This is a genomic window from Mesorhizobium sp. C120A (assembly GCF_030323105.1).
GTDB lineage: Bacteria > Pseudomonadota > Alphaproteobacteria > Rhizobiales > Rhizobiaceae > Mesorhizobium.
In genome coordinates this window covers 1,268,047-1,282,226 of record NZ_CP100476.1, presented here as the reverse complement: position 1 = coordinate 1,282,226, position 14,180 = coordinate 1,268,047, and the positions used below count along the sequence as shown (strand labels likewise).

Below are 14,180 nucleotides of genomic sequence, written 5' to 3'. Positions count from 1 at the left end.
GGCTCGCAAATAGGCGAGCATGCAAAAACAACGATTCTAAACCCAAGGCAAAACTGGGTCGCTAATCCCTGGTCGCCGCCTGTTGTAACGTCACCAAGCAACCCCGGGAAAGTGTGCAACGGTTTTCCCGGCGCGTTCAATCGTCTTTGATCAGCACGATCTTCGCCGGATCGAAATCGATCCCGACCATCGTCCCTTCCGCCACGGCGGGTGTGACATCAGGCGATGTCGCGAACAGTTCGACCGCCGGATCGCTGATCGCGATGCGGTATTCCATGTGGTCGCCGAGATACGAGCTCTTGACCACCCGGCCCTTCATGGTGCCCGCTGGCTGGCCGGGCAAGATGCGCACGGCATTCGGGCGCACAGCGAGCATCGCCGGCCCCGGAGCGTTACCGCGACCCGGCATGTCGAGCAGCAAGGGTCCGACCTTGACCCTTGCACTGGTCGCATTGCTGGAAAGCACCTCGACGTCGAGCAGATTGGCGTCGCCCATGAAGTCGGCGATGAAGCGGTTGGTCGGCTCGTTGTAGAGGTCGCGCGGCGTGCCGTCCTGGGCGACGCGAGCGGCGTTCATGACGATGATGCGGTCGGAGACGGCGAGCGCCTCTTCCTGGTCATGCGTGACATAGACCATGGTCAGCGCCAGATCTTGCTGGAGACCCCGGATTTCGTCGCGCACGCGCCGGCGCAGCTTGGCGTCGAGATTGGACAGCGGCTCGTCGAACAGCAGCACCTTCGGCTCCAGTACGATGGCTCGCGCCACCGCGACGCGCTGCTGCTGGCCGCCGGACAATTCGCTCGGCTGGCGCTTCTCGTAGCCGGACAGGCCGACAAGCGACAGCTTTTCGGCGGCGCGCTCGGCTGCCTGCGCCTTGCCAAGCCCCATAGCCCGCAAGCCGTAGCTGACATTCTCCATCACGTTCATGTGCGGGAACAGCGCATAGGACTGGAACACCATGGAGACATCTCGCTCGGCGGCGGACAGCAAGGTGACGTCCTTGTCGTCGATCAGGATGCGCCCGGTGCTGGTCTGTTCCAGCCCGGCGATCAGCCTGAGCGTCGTCGTCTTGCCGCAACCCGAGGGCCCGAGCAGCGTCACCAGGCTGGCCGGCGCGATGTCGAAGCTGACATTGTCGACGGCGATCACCGCGCCGTATTTCTTGGTGACGCCCTCGAACCGCACGGCCGGCCTGTCCGTGACAACCGGGACAGCATTCTTCGCCGTCTGATCCACGCCGCTTCTCCCCATCAGATTGCTGCCACCACGGCTTCCGCCCCAGGCCGGCGCCGGCCGAGCCGGCGTTCGCCGACCAGCAGCTGGATGCCGATGAGGATGACCATCATGACGACGATCATCACCGCCGAATAGACAATCGCGATGCCGTATTCGCCGACATCTGCGCGCCCGACAATGTAGACCGTGGCAAGGTTGAACCGGCCGCTCGCCAGGAAGATGACGGCGCTGACCGCCGTCACCGCGCGCACGAAACTGTAGATCATCGCGGTCACGATCGCCGGCTTCAGGATCGGCAGGATCACCCGCAGCAAGGTAGCAAAAGACCGCGCCCCAAGCGTCAGCGATGCCTCGTCCAGGCTCTTGTCGATCTGGCCCAGATTGGCGAGCCCGGCACGGATCGCCACCGGCATGTTACGGAAGATGAAGGAGATGACGATGATCAACCCGGTACCGGTCAACTGCACCGGCGGCACGTTGAAGGCAAGGATATAACTGACGCCGATCACCGTGCCGGGAATGGCGAAACTCATCATGGCCAGGAACTCGAACATGGTGCGCCCGGCGAAACGCTGCCGGTCGAGCAGATAGGCCGTCAGGATGCCGAGCGCCGCAGTGAACGGCATCGCCACCAGCGCCAGGCCGATGGTCATCAGCAGCGACGGCCAGGCCGAGCCGCTGAAAAACCAGCCATTGACGCCTTTCTCGATCGAAAAGGCGGTGAGGAAATACTCGAGCGTCGGCGTGTTGTCGCGCCCGATCGATTGCACGAAACCGCCGCCCAGGATGATGCCGTAGACCACGATGGTCAGAACCAGCCACGGAACGACGGCGGCGTAGCAGCCGATCCGCAAGGCCTTGGGCAGCGTCGCCGGTACGCCGCCATCGCCCTTGCCTGCGACGGTGACGTAGCTGCGGCTGCCGATCCAGCGGCGCTGGATGACGAAGGCTGCCAGCGTGAACATCAACAGCACGATCGCCAGCACCGCCGCGCGGCCCTGGTCGTGCGCCGCGCCAACCACCGCGAAGAATATATCGGTCGACAGCACGTTGAAATTGCCTCCCAGCACCAGCGGATTGGCGAAATCGGCCATGCTCTCGATGAACGAGATCAGGAAGGCGCTGGCCAGGCCCGGCCGGATCAACGGCCAGGTGACGGTGCGAAACGTCCGCCAGCGGCTGGCGCGCAAGGTCTGCGACGCCTCCTCCATGCTCGGGCTGACCCCTTGCAGCACGCCGACCAAAACCAGGAAGGCGATCGGCGTGAAGGCCAGCACCTGCGCGATGGTGATGCCGGCCATGCCATAGATCCAGCGGCTGCGCGGAATGCCGAGATGCACCGACATGAGGTTGGTGACGATGCCGGCGCGGCCGAACAGCAGGATCAACGCCAGGCCGATGACGAAGGGCGGCGTGATGATCGGCAGGATGGACAGGCCGCGCAGCAACCATTTGGCCGGCAGCTTGGTGCGTAGCGCGATCAGCGCCAGCGCCAGGCCGAGCGCCGTGCAGAAAAAGCCGACGAGGACTGCGATCGCCACCGTGTTCCACGCCACGCCGCAGGAGCCCTCGCCATAGAGGCAGCGCAGGCTCCATATGTTGGCGCTGAAGATCTTTTCGAAGAACAGCGCCGGCACGACATTGCCGTCATTGTCCTTGATGGCCGAGGTGAGGATCGACAGCAGCGGATAGGCGACGAACAGGATCAGCGAAGCAATCACGATTGAGAGCGAGCCGACGACGAAACGGTCGCCCTTGCACCAGCCGCGCGCGGCGAGCGCCTCGGCGATGAACATCAGCATCGCCACGGCATAGAGCGCCGCACCCCAGCCGAGCCCCGGCTGTATCGGTCCCGGCGTGCCGGCGATCTGGGTAAGCAAGCCAAATCCCCAGCCCGAATGGATGATGGAAAAGCCTTCGATGGCCAGCCACAGCAGGCCCGCCGCGCCTGCAACCGCAAGGCTCTTGGGGTTGTTGCGCGCCACCAGCCAGCTCGCCAGCAAAAGCGGCAGGACAAGCGGCAACAGCCAGGGCCGGCCACCGAGCGCCAGGATGATGGCCGGCGTCGCATCCGCCGGCTGTGCCAGCCAGTCGAACGACAGGAAGCCGCCTTCGACCTTGTACCAAGGCAAGAGCACGAAGCTCGCCCACGCGGCCATTACCCAGGCGAGCGCGCTGCGTCCAGGAGCGGAACTGACCATGGAACCGGCCGCGGCCATTCAATGTCTTTCTGTGCCAAAGGATGGTGCGCCGGCTGCCGCGAGGGGCAGCCGGCGATCAGATGCTAGAGTGAGCGCGAAAGAACGCGCTCAGCCGCCATTGCGGACCTCATCGGTGAACTTCTTCAACAGCCGCTTGCGTTCGGCCGACGAGCCGTATTTGGCGAAGTCGTAGTCGATCAGCTTGATCTTCGAGAGGTCCGGCGCCTCGGGCGGCACCGGCGTGGCGGTGTTCGACGGGATCTGGAAGCTGCCGTTCGGCGCCGCGAGCTTCTGCGCTTCCGGGCTCAGCGCCCAGTCGTAGAATTTCTGCGCCTCTTCGACATGCTTGGCGCCCGTCACGATGCTCATCGAGCCGATCTCGAAGCCGGTGCCCTCGCAAGGCGAAACCACCTTCACGGCAGGGTTCTGTTTCGCGGCATTGATCACGTCGTGCTGGAAGGAGATGCCGATCAGCGTCTCGCCCTTGCCGACGGCGAGTGCCGGCGCGGCCCCTGCCTTGGTGTATTCGGCGATGTTCTTGTTGAGCTGCTTGAGATAGTCGAATGCCTTGTCCTCGCCCATCAGCTGGACGGTGGTGGCAAGCATGGTCCAGGCCGTGCCCGATGAATTCGGATCGGCCATCTCGATCTCGCCCTGGAATTCCGGCTTGACCAGATCGGCCCAGCACGCCGGCGCGGTCAGCCCGCGCTGCTTCAGATCTTCCTCATTGTAGCCATAGCCGAGCGCACCGAGATAAATGCCGACCGTGCGGTTCTTCGACCTGTCGGCCTGCTTCAGCGCCCAGTCGCGCAGGTTTGCCAGTTGCGGCGACTTGTATTCCTGGGTGAGGCCCTCTTCCGCCGCCTGCAGATGCGGGTCGCCGGTGCCGCCCCACCAGATATCGGCTTGCGGATTGTCCTTCTCGGCCCGGAGGCGGGCGTAGATTTCGCCGGCGCTCATGCGGGTCATGTCGACGCTGACGCCCGTCTCCTTCTGGTAGGTGGTCGCCATCGCCCGGCACCAGGCCTCGTCGACGGCGCAATACATTGTGAGGCTGCGGTCGGCCGCCTGGGCGGCACCCGCCAATCCGAACATGGCCAGCGCCGCGCCAAGGCCAAGCCAGGCGGCGCGCAAGCCTTGCTTACTGTCAAATGTCTTCATCGATATTCCTCCCTGTCTTCTCACTGGAAACGATCTACCCGTCGTCGAGCGGCACTCCGATCACCTGGGACAATGTCGCCGCGACACCGGGTGCTGCCGCAAGCACGGGATTGCCCTTCGCCATGCCGTCGCCGTCGAGGAACCGGTTCACACGGCCGCCGGCCTCCTCCACCAGCAGCAATCCGGCCAGGCAGTCCCACGAATTGATGTGCAGCTCGGCATAGGCATCCGAGCGGCCGTCGGCCACATAGGCCAGCCCAAGCGCTCCGGAGCCGGAGCGCCGCACATTGGCGCCGAGTGCCCAGACAAGGCTCACCTTGTCCAGATAGTCGCGATTGGGAATCCTGGGCGACCAGCCGAACTCGACAAAGGCGCGGTCGAACGCTTGCGTCGGCGACACATGGATCGGCGCGCCATTGCGCGTCGCGCCGTGCCCGCGACGGGCAAAGTACGTTTCGCCGATGGCCGGATTGGCAATGCCGCCGATCTCGCTGCGGCCGTCCTCGACGAAAGCTATCGAAATGCAGAAATGCGGAATACCGCGCATGAAATTGGCGGTGCCGTCGATGGGGTCGACGACCCACATGCGGGCAGAGCCGATGCCACCGCCTTCCTCGCCCAAAAACCCGTCCTGCGGAAAAGCCTCTGCCAGCGTCGCGCGGATGTGCTCCTCGACCTTGCCGTCGGTTTCAGTGAGAAAATCCTGCGGGCCTTTCATCGCCACCGGCTGGACGGCGCCCTGCCGGGCATAGCCTTCCATCGCCAGTTGCCCGGCCGTGACAAGCAGTTTCCGGCAGACCTCGGCACGCCTGTCCATCTCGGCCTCGGACAGCCGGTCCGCCTTCGGATGCGCCGCCGCCCTGCTCATGCAGCCGGTCCGGACAATCGCGCCCTCAATGCCGTCTTCGGCGAAATGGACAGGGTATTCCTCCGATGCCACTCTTGAGCCGGCTTGTATTGCACGGCTGTGCAAAGCTGTTGCATTCGGCCATGCCTGTCAAGTGCGGTGGGTGGCAATGGCAGGAGAGTTGCATTACATTGCACTGGCGTGCAAAGAATCACGAAAACAGCAGCGAGAGCGTTCGCTTGACGGTTCCGAGAATCCGCACCGGTTTTTCCAGCGCCCAGCAGGTTGCCGACCTCGCCGGGGTTTCACGTTCGGCGGTGTCACGTACCTTCACGCCCGGCGCTTCCGTTTCCGGGGAAACCCGCGAGCGGGTGATGCTGGCCGCCGAGCAACTCGGCTATCACGTCAACCATCTGGCTCGCGGCCTGATGCGGGCCTCGACCGGCATTGTCTGCCTCATCGTTGCCGATGGCGACACGCCCTATCATGCCCGCCTGCAGAAGGCGCTGACCCAACATCTGCGGGACGCCGGCAAAATGGCCATGGTGTTCAACACCTCCGGCCCCAGCCACCATGTCGACCAGGCGCTGCGCAACACGCTGAACTATCGCGCCGATGCGAGCATCGTTCTGTCCGGCTCGCCGCCGCAGTTGCTGATCCGCACCTGTCTTGAGAACGGCCAGCGGCTGGTGCTGATCAATCGCGATGACCGCTTCGACGGCCCGCACAATATCGGTGTCGACAACGCTGCAGCCGCAGAGGCAGCGCTGCATGCCTTCATCCGGGCCGGCTGTACCCGCCCCGCTTTGGTGACCTCGGCTGCCGGCACGCCCAGCCTGCTCTCCCGCGAAACCGCCTTCCTTACCGCCGCGCAGAAGGAAGGGCTGGAGGTGACCGTGTGGCGCGAGGGCCGCACCGGCTATGCCACCGGAGCCGATGGCGCCAGGCGGCTCTTTTCCGGCCGGCAGCGGCCGGATGCGGCGTTCTGCGTGACCGACCTGATTGCGTGCGGCTTTCTCGATGCGGCCCGCCACGAGTTCGGCATCAACGTACCCCGCGATCTCTGCGTCATCGGCTTTGACGACATTGAACAGGCCGACTGGGCCTCTTACCGGCTGACGACGTTCTCGCCGCCGATCGAGGAGATCGCCAGGCGCGCCGTGCGGCTCGCGACCGGCGCGCGGGAGGAGGCTGGCAGCCGCCTGATCTGCCATGCGCCCATGGTCTGGCGCAGCACGGTGAGGCCGGGTCAGGGCTGATGCGAAACATGTGTCGGTCAAGACGGGAAACGTACTGATGTCCAAGAAAAAGGCCAGGAAGACCCGCCAGGCGGCAAGACCGGTGGAGATAGCTGTAGGCCCCGAAATCCGGAGCATGATGCGCAAGTTCGGCCTGACCGAGGAAGAAGCACTGCGCATGATGCGCGAATGCGATGCCACCCTCTATGGCGCCAACTCCGGGCACGTGCAGCCAGGATCTTGACGGCCCGCCAGGCGCGAACGGAATTTTAATGTAAATCAAGCGTAATCCCGACCGTTAAAATGATGCGTATGTGTTGGGGTTGCGCATGCCGGAATATTCTTTCTTCATCCGCTCGATCCGGATCCGCTACATCTCGGGATTGCTCATCTTTGCGCTGGCTTCCACCGCGGTGATGTTTGCGCTCAATCGCGTCAATTCCTTCCGCCACGACATCGACGCGCTGAGCAGCAATCTCGTCGTCTTCACCCGCGACCTGCGCAACGCCTCCAGCTTTGCCGAAACCGCCAGCACGACCTGGCGCACCGAAACCCGTGACGGCCTTGCCGCCGCAGCGCGCGGCCATTCGCAACGCCTGACCAGCGAGATCGAAACACTGTCCGCGGAGTTGGCCGCGATCAAGCCGAGCCTGTCGGCCAAAACGCTGGACGAACTCTCGTCGGCCGCCGTCAACGGCGACCTGTTCTGGTCGTCGCGCGACATCGTGCGCAACTTCAACCAGATGTCGGCGGCGCAACAGACCGACGAATGGAGTTCGCGCGAAATCCTCAACCAGAACGACCTGTTCGTCCAGCCGATGCTGGTGCGTGTGCGTACCGCCATGGATGGCGAACGCCATCTGGCCGACGCCTCCAGCGACAGGCTGCTGTTGTGGGCAAGCGGCCTTCTGTTCGCGGTTCTTGCCATCGTTGCCCTCTGGATCTTCCGGCCGATGGAAAAGGCGATCCGCCGCGCCTTCACCGAATCCGCCGCATCCTTGTTCAAGGCCGAAGCGGCCGACCGCGCCAAATCGGAATTCCTGGCCAATATGAGCCATGAGATCCGCACGCCGATGAATGGCGTGCTGGGCATGGCCGAACTGCTCGCCAAGACCGAGCTTAACGCGCGCCAGAAAACCTTCACCGAAGTCATCGTCAAGTCCGGCAATGCGCTGCTCACCATCATCAACGACATCCTCGATTTCTCCAAGATCAATGCCGGTCAGCTGACGCTCGATCCTGCACCCTTCCGGCTTGCCGAAGCGGTCGAGGACGTGGCCACACTGGTGTCGGCGCGCGTCGCCGAAAAGAACCTCGAGCTGATCGTGCGTGTCGACCCGCGCCTGCCTGCCCATGGCGTCGGCGATGCCGGACGGTTCCGTCAGATCGTCACCAATCTGCTCGGCAATGCGGTGAAGTTCACCGAGAAGGGCCATGTGCTGATCGATGTCGGCGGCGAGGTGGTCGACGGCATGGTCCAGCTCAAGGTCCGCGTCGAGGACACAGGCATCGGCATTCCTGCCGAGAAGCTCGAGAACGTGTTCGAGAAATTCGCGCAGGTCGACGGCTCGTCGACGCGCCGCCATGAAGGCACCGGCCTCGGCCTTGCCATCGCCGCCCGCCTCATCGATCTGATGGGCGGCAAGATCGGCGTCGAAAGCGAGATCGGCCGCGGCTCGGTGTTCTGGTTCGCCGTGCCGCTGCCGGCGCATCAGCAGGACACGCGCAACGAGGTCGTGCCGGTCGATGTCACCGGCGCTCGCGTGCTGGTCATCGACGACAACCCGGTCAACCGCGAGATCTTGCTGGAGCAGCTCAGAAGCTGGAGCTTCGACTGCGCGGCCGCCGAAAGCGGCGCCGTCGGCCTCGCCTTTCTAGACCGGGCCAGCCAACTCGGTGCTGCGGTCGACTGCATCATCCTCGACTACCAGATGCCCGGCATGAACGGCGCCGATGTCGCCAAGGCGATTTCCGCCGACAGCCGTCTCTCCGCCATCCCGGTGGTGCTGCTGACCTCGGTCGATCAGGTCGATTTCGGCAAGATGGTCATCGATTTCGGCATCGCCGCGCATCTCACCAAGCCGGCGCGCTCGGCCGTCCTGCTCGGCACCGTCATCTCGGCAATCCAGAAAGTGCGGGCCCAGATCGGCAAGGCCCAGTTTGTTCGCGAGCCTGTTGTTCCGCAGGCGGCACCTGTGGCGCCACCCGCCTTCACCGTCATTCGCGGCCCGGCAATTCCGGCGGCCACAGTGCCTGAATCGATCGCCACGCCAAACGGCCCGATCGATATTCTGATCGCCGAGGACAATGACGTGAACCAGCTGGTGTTCGGCCAGATCCTCAATGGGCTTGGCCTCAGCTACCGCATCGCCAGCAATGGCCGCACGGCCGTCGAGATGTACCGGGCGCTGGGACCGAAGCTGATCCTCATGGACGTCTCCATGCCGGAGATGAACGGCTACGAGGCGACCCGCGCCATCCGGGCGGCGGAGGCAGCGAGTGGCAATCACACACCAATCATCGGCGTCACCGCGCACGCACTGAAGGGCGACCGCGACAAATGTATCGAGTCCGGCATGGACGACTATCTGCCCAAGCCGGTGTCGCCCGACCGTCTCGGCAGCAAGATCGGCACATGGCTCAGCGAAACGGTGGCGGTAAAGAGGGCTTGATCAAATCGCCGCGTCCAGACAATAGCGGTGCATCCAGTCGAGGCTGGTCTCGTCCGAGAGCTTGGCGACGCCAGGCTTTATGTCGGCGGCATTCGGCGCCGGAACACCCAGGGCCTCGCAGATGGATGCCAATGCCGCTGCCGGATCGGCTGACAGGCGCTCATAGCCGATTCGCAGCGGGACGATCCCCTGCTCCGCGAACCAGACGTTCCAGGCCCGTCATAGGCTTCGAGTTCGGCAAGCTCGCGCTGGATCCGCTTGAAATCGTAGCGGGGTTCCTGCGGCGGTGCGACTCGTTCGATCTCGGTTCCGTCGGGCGCGATGTGCCAAAGCCCGGTCTGCTCGGCCTTGATCAGCGACACCGCCTGCGCCAGCTTGTTTTCGCGCGAAAGATGGATGTAGAGGACCCGCCCGAAGGCCTTTTCAAAGCGTGCTTTGTCCGATGGCAGGTCTGGGTAGATCCGGTCGAGGATGGCCGAGAGTTCACCCAGGTTCTCCCGCATCAGGCGCAAGCCGAAGACGGCTGTTCCGCCCTTTCCCGCGCTGATTGCCGCCTTGAGGTAGGCGACATCGAAGTCATGCGCGCTCATCGTCTCGGGATGCGGCAATTTCCACTCTTCGGCCCATTCCGCCTTGTCCTCCCGCCTATAGAAGGAGTGCGGATCGCCGGCTGTTTTCATCGATGCCAGCAGACCGCACAGCAATGTGCTTCCGGTTCTCGGCGTGCCGCAGATTATGTAGCCGTCACGCATCTGGGGGCTCTGTCGCTTGTCATGGATTGGGCTACCTCGCCAGGCGCGGTGACACGCGCGGTTCGCTAATGGATCCAGTCTAGCCGCGCCGGAAGGGATAGAGGAATTGCTGCCAGTATCCGTTCGGAACGGGATGTCCGTGAATGCCGTAGCCGTTCGGCCAGCGTCCTTCAGGCATATGGTGGGTACCGAACAGCCGGTCGAGCAGCGGGAAATGGATGGCGAAGTTTACGTCGATCGCTTCTTTCTCGAGGCCGTGATGCCAGTGGTGGTAACGCGGCGACACCAGCACCTTTTCGACTGGACCGAAACTGGTTCCGATGTTGGAATGGATGAAAGACGAATAGACGTAGACGATCAATATATACGTCTGGATAGCCGATTCATCGAACCCCAGCACGAACATCGGGGTGGCCGTCAGGCTGCGCAGCACGATGATTTCCAGGAAATGCATGCGCGCACCGGCAATCCAGTCCATCGACTTGGCGGAATGGTGCACGGCATGGAACTTCCACAGCCAGGGAATGCGATGAAAGGCCCGATGCACCCAATACTGGGCAAAGTCGGTCAGGAACATTACCGCCAGCAGTTGCACCAGCCACGGCAAGTCGTGGACCCAGGCGCGCACCGAACCAAGGGCGCCCTGCGCATTGACGAAGTTGGACGGCGCCAAGGTCAGGTAGGTCAAAATCTGCACCAGCAGCGATGAGACCAGATAGTAGAACAGGTCCTCGCGCCATTCGTCGCGGAACACGGTCTGATCCTTGTTGCGCGCGAAAAGACGTTCGAGCGGGACGAACAGCACACCCATGAACAAGGCGTTCAGGATGAAGAAATCGAGCCCGAAGAACACCCCGTCTATGTGCAGTTGATGGCGCACCGGAAGCATGCCGACCAGCGACGCCAGCAGCACAGTGAACATGGCTGCCGCGCCGAGCGTCTTTTGCCTGCGCAGCGTCATGCTGAGGATCGCCAGGATATAGCCGGAGATGAGGACGAAATAGAGCACCGGCTTGAAGAACAGCATCTGGTGGATGGGGGCCAGATCCGGCATCGATGTAAGCGACGGGTAGCGCAGCACGATGACCATCAGCAGGGCGGTGACCCCGGCAAGCAAGCCAATCGAGCCGGACAGCCAGCCAGAACCGAACGGCCGTTTGGCGCGCGGCGTTTCAAGTTCACCGACGACGCGTCTAAGGAAATTTGTCACCGGCAGATGTTCCCCCGTTAACGGCCCCAAAGGTCTCGCCAGAAATTTCGACCCGTCTTACTACAGCAAGGCTCATAAATATTAATCGACACGACTTTGCAGGCCAGAGACGGCTATCTGCGTTTTGGGCAATTGGTAAAAGCTGCGATCGTGTCAAAGACACCGGCCACTATAGTCGGAATCTTTCCTGGATGCGACGGGCGCATTCAAGCGGCGTCAGCAGGCTGGTGTCGACTTCGAGGTCGTAGTCCATGCCCTTGTGGACGCGTCCATATTGCCAGCGCGCCAGGCCAGGCAGCCTGTCGGCGCACGCGGCCTCGCGCGCTTCCAGCACCTCCAGCGGCGCCATGACGCCGACCAGATGCAGGTCAAAGCTCGACAGCAACTCGACATACTCCGCTATCTCTTCATTGAAGATCACGTCGTCGACGATGAGATTGTTGCCTTGCCCGGCCATGGCGGCGATGGCATGGCGCATGCCGCGCATGGCTCGCGCGCCGACCGGCCCGCTCCTGATCACCACCGACGGCTTGCCGTCTTCCAGCACGGTCTCAAAGGAAAACCCGTCGGCATGATCCTGCAGCGCCGGCGGCAGCATGTCGATGAAAGCATCCATCTGGACATGCAGGAAGGGCTCGGTGGCGATTGTTTGCAGCGCCCTGGCGATCAAGCTTTTGCCGGCGCTGCCGACGCCATTGAGCAGGACGATTTTGGCCGTCATGTCGCCCCCTATCGGTTGCGCACGACGATACAGGCGCCGCCGACGCTTTGCAGTTTCTGGCAGATGACGTTGGCGGCGGCGCGGTCGTCGACGCCGATCCTGACGGCGTAGATGCCGCGTCGGCCGATCGGCGTGCGCACCCGGCTGACCACCGGGTCACGACCGGAAAGCAGCGCCGGAAACCGGCTCCTGACCCTCAGCCACTGATTGATCGCCGCGCCCCTGCGGAAATTGCCGGCCACCTGGACGCCCCATGGCTTCACATTGATCGACGCCATCGCCACGGTTCTCGACATGATCACCGGCAGCTTGCGGCAGGCGACGGCAAAGCTGGTTTTCGCGTCGAGCGGCTCGACCGTCCCGATGTAAGCGCTGTCGGAAAACTTGTCGACGGGTTCGCCCATGACGTCGAAGACATAGCTCTCTGTCTCCATCGGCAGGAAGCCGCCCGAACCCAGCCAGCGCGACACCCGGTTCTCGCCGGCATTGTAGGCGGCCGCCGCCAGGCCGAGATTGCCGTAGGCGAGCTTCATCTCGCCGAGATATTTCGCCGAAGCCGGGATCGCCTGCTCGATGTCGAAAGGATCGGCCAGCCCGCGCATTTTGGCGGTGCCCGGCATGAACTGGGCGATGCCTTCGGCGCCCACCGGGCTAACCGCATTGGGATCGAAGCGGCTTTCTTTCCAGATCAGCCGGGCGAAGTAATCCTTCGGCAGGCCGTTCCGCTCGGCATGCGTCTCGATCAGGTCACAGACACGGCCGATCAATCGTTTCGCCGCCGAGCGCGATTGCGGTGGATCGGCAAGTGCCTGTCCGGCACTCAGCCCGCAGAGCAGGATCACCCCGGCTTTGAGCAGCCCCCGCATGGCTCATTCGGCCGCGGCTTTGCCGTGCTGGCCAAACCGCCGCTCGATATAGTCGGCAACCATTTTTTCGAAATCGGCGGCGATCGACGGACCGCGCAGCGTCGCCGACTTCTTGCCGTCGACGAAGACGGGTGCGGTCGGCGTCTCGCCGGTGCCGGGCAGCGATATGCCGATATCGGCGTGCTTGGATTCGCCGGGGCCGTTGACGATGCAGCCCATCACCGCGACCTTGAGGTTCTCGACGCCGGGATATTTCTCCCGCCAGACCGGCATGTTCTTGCGCAAATCGGCCTGGATGTTCTGGGCGAGCTCCTGGAACACGGTGGAGGTCGTGCGGCCGCAGCCGGGGCAAGCGGCGACGATCGGCACGAACTGACGGAAGCCCATGGTCTGCAGCAGTTCCTGCGAGACCTGCACCTCGCGCGTGCGGTCGCCATTCGGCTCCGGCGTCAGCGAGATGCGGATGGTGTCGCCAATGCCTTGCTGCAAGAGGATGCCCATGGCAGCCGACGAGGCGACGATGCCCTTGGATCCCATGCCGGCTTCGGTGAGGCCAAGATGCAGCGCATGGTTGGAGCGCGTGGCAAGCTCGGCATAGACGGCGATCAAATCCTGCACGCCGCTGACCTTGGCCGACAGGATGATCTTTTCGCGGGCGAGGCCTATCTCTTCGGCCATTTCGGCCGACAGGATGGCCGACTGCACGATCGCTTCGCGGGTTACTTCCTGCGCCGTCAGCGGAAAGCCTTGGCGCTGGTTTTCGTCCATCAGCCGGGTGAGCAGCTCCTGATCGAGCGACCCCCAATTGACGCCGATGCGCACCGGCTTGTCATGCCTGATCGCCATTTCGACGATCGCGGCGAACTGGCGGTCCTTCTTGTCCTTGAAGCCGACATTGCCAGGATTGATGCGGTATTTGGCCAGCGCCTCGGCGCAGGCTGGATGGTCGGCCAGCAGCTTGTGGCCGATATAGTGGAAGTCGCCGACCAGCGGCACATTGATGCCGAGCCGTTCGAGCCGTTCGCGGATGCGCGGCACGGCGGCGGCGCTCTCGTCCCGATCGACGGTGATGCGCACGATCTCGGAGCCGGCGCGATGCAAAGCCGCAACCTGCGCGACGGTCTGGTCGATATCGGCCGTGTCGGTGTTGGTCATCGACTGCACCACGACCGGCGCGCCGCCGCCGACGACCACGCCGCCGACATCGACGCCGACCGATGTCCGGCGCGCAAAGGGGGAGGAAAAATACCCGGTCATGCCGGCAGCCTCTTGATC

Annotated in this window: 12 protein-coding genes and 1 pseudogene; 3 read left to right on the top strand and 10 right to left on the bottom strand. The window is 63.6% G+C overall.

All coding sequences use genetic code 11. The annotated features are described in order from the left end of the window. Positions 1-136: 136 nt before the first annotated feature. The 4 genes from NL532_RS06300 to NL532_RS06285 all read right to left on the bottom strand — a co-directional run bounded on the left by NL532_RS06300 (position 137) and on the right by NL532_RS06285 (position 5,467). Positions 137-1,237, bottom strand: a complete 1,101-nt coding sequence (locus tag NL532_RS06300) for an ABC transporter ATP-binding protein (RefSeq protein ID WP_050590378.1) — start codon at positions 1,235-1,237, stop codon at positions 137-139. A 14-nt stretch (positions 1,238-1,251) separates the two neighbouring features. Continuing rightward, on the bottom strand, positions 1,252-3,456 hold the full coding sequence (locus tag NL532_RS06295) for an ABC transporter permease (RefSeq protein ID WP_023733036.1): 2,205 nt from the start codon (positions 3,454-3,456) through the stop codon (positions 1,252-1,254). Positions 3,457-3,546: 90 nt separating this feature from the next. Further along, complete coding sequence (locus NL532_RS06290; protein WP_023828370.1) at positions 3,547-4,572, bottom strand: ABC transporter substrate-binding protein; 1,026 nt, start codon at positions 4,570-4,572, stop codon at positions 3,547-3,549. 61 nt (positions 4,573-4,633) lie between these two features. Next, a complete protein-coding gene (locus NL532_RS06285; protein WP_050587494.1) occupies positions 4,634-5,467 on the bottom strand; it encodes an inositol monophosphatase family protein in 834 nt (277 codons plus the stop codon). A gap of 218 nt (positions 5,468-5,685) precedes the next feature. On the opposite strand from NL532_RS06285, the gene NL532_RS06280 reads away from it, so the two are divergent. The 3 genes from NL532_RS06280 (at position 5,686) to NL532_RS06270 (ending at position 9,356) form a co-directional block, all read left to right on the top strand. Beyond that, positions 5,686-6,705: a LacI family DNA-binding transcriptional regulator gene (locus NL532_RS06280; protein WP_031195645.1), complete on the top strand. Its 1,020-nt coding sequence runs from the start codon at positions 5,686-5,688 to the stop codon at positions 6,703-6,705. Between the two features lie 37 nt (positions 6,706-6,742). After that, positions 6,743-6,928 carry a hypothetical protein gene (locus NL532_RS06275; RefSeq protein ID WP_023684018.1) on the top strand — a complete coding sequence of 62 codons (186 nt, stop codon included), beginning with the start codon at positions 6,743-6,745 and terminating at the stop codon, positions 6,926-6,928. Between the two features lie 85 nt (positions 6,929-7,013). Beyond that, on the top strand, positions 7,014-9,356 hold the full coding sequence (locus NL532_RS06270) for a response regulator (protein ID WP_286487960.1): 2,343 nt from the start codon (positions 7,014-7,016) through the stop codon (positions 9,354-9,356). Here NL532_RS06270 and NL532_RS06265 read toward each other — a convergent pair whose 3' ends face one another. From NL532_RS06265 to ispG, 6 genes and pseudogenes are all read right to left on the bottom strand, one after another. Next, a complete protein-coding gene (locus tag NL532_RS06265) occupies positions 9,357-9,512 on the bottom strand; it encodes a Stf0 family sulfotransferase (protein ID WP_286488147.1) in 156 nt (51 codons plus the stop codon). It abuts the gene before it with no gap. Positions 9,513-9,634: 122 nt separating this feature from the next. After that, positions 9,635-10,036, bottom strand: a pseudogene (locus tag NL532_RS06260) (Stf0 family sulfotransferase); the annotation flags it as partial. Between the two features lie 151 nt (positions 10,037-10,187). Next, positions 10,188-11,318, bottom strand: coding sequence for a sterol desaturase family protein (locus tag NL532_RS06255; protein WP_023825018.1), 1,131 nt, complete (start codon positions 11,316-11,318; stop codon positions 10,188-10,190). Positions 11,319-11,487: 169 nt separating this feature from the next. Then, on the bottom strand, positions 11,488-12,039 hold the full coding sequence (locus tag NL532_RS06250) for a chloramphenicol phosphotransferase CPT family protein (protein WP_023828369.1): 552 nt from the start codon (positions 12,037-12,039) through the stop codon (positions 11,488-11,490). Between the two features lie 8 nt (positions 12,040-12,047). Next, positions 12,048-12,905, bottom strand: coding sequence for a lytic transglycosylase domain-containing protein (locus NL532_RS06245; protein WP_023828368.1), 858 nt, complete (start codon positions 12,903-12,905; stop codon positions 12,048-12,050). Between the two features lie 3 nt (positions 12,906-12,908). Next, complete coding sequence (gene ispG, locus NL532_RS06240) at positions 12,909-14,162, bottom strand: flavodoxin-dependent (E)-4-hydroxy-3-methylbut-2-enyl-diphosphate synthase (protein ID WP_023690059.1); 1,254 nt, start codon at positions 14,160-14,162, stop codon at positions 12,909-12,911. Between the last annotated feature and the right edge of the window lie 18 nt (positions 14,163-14,180).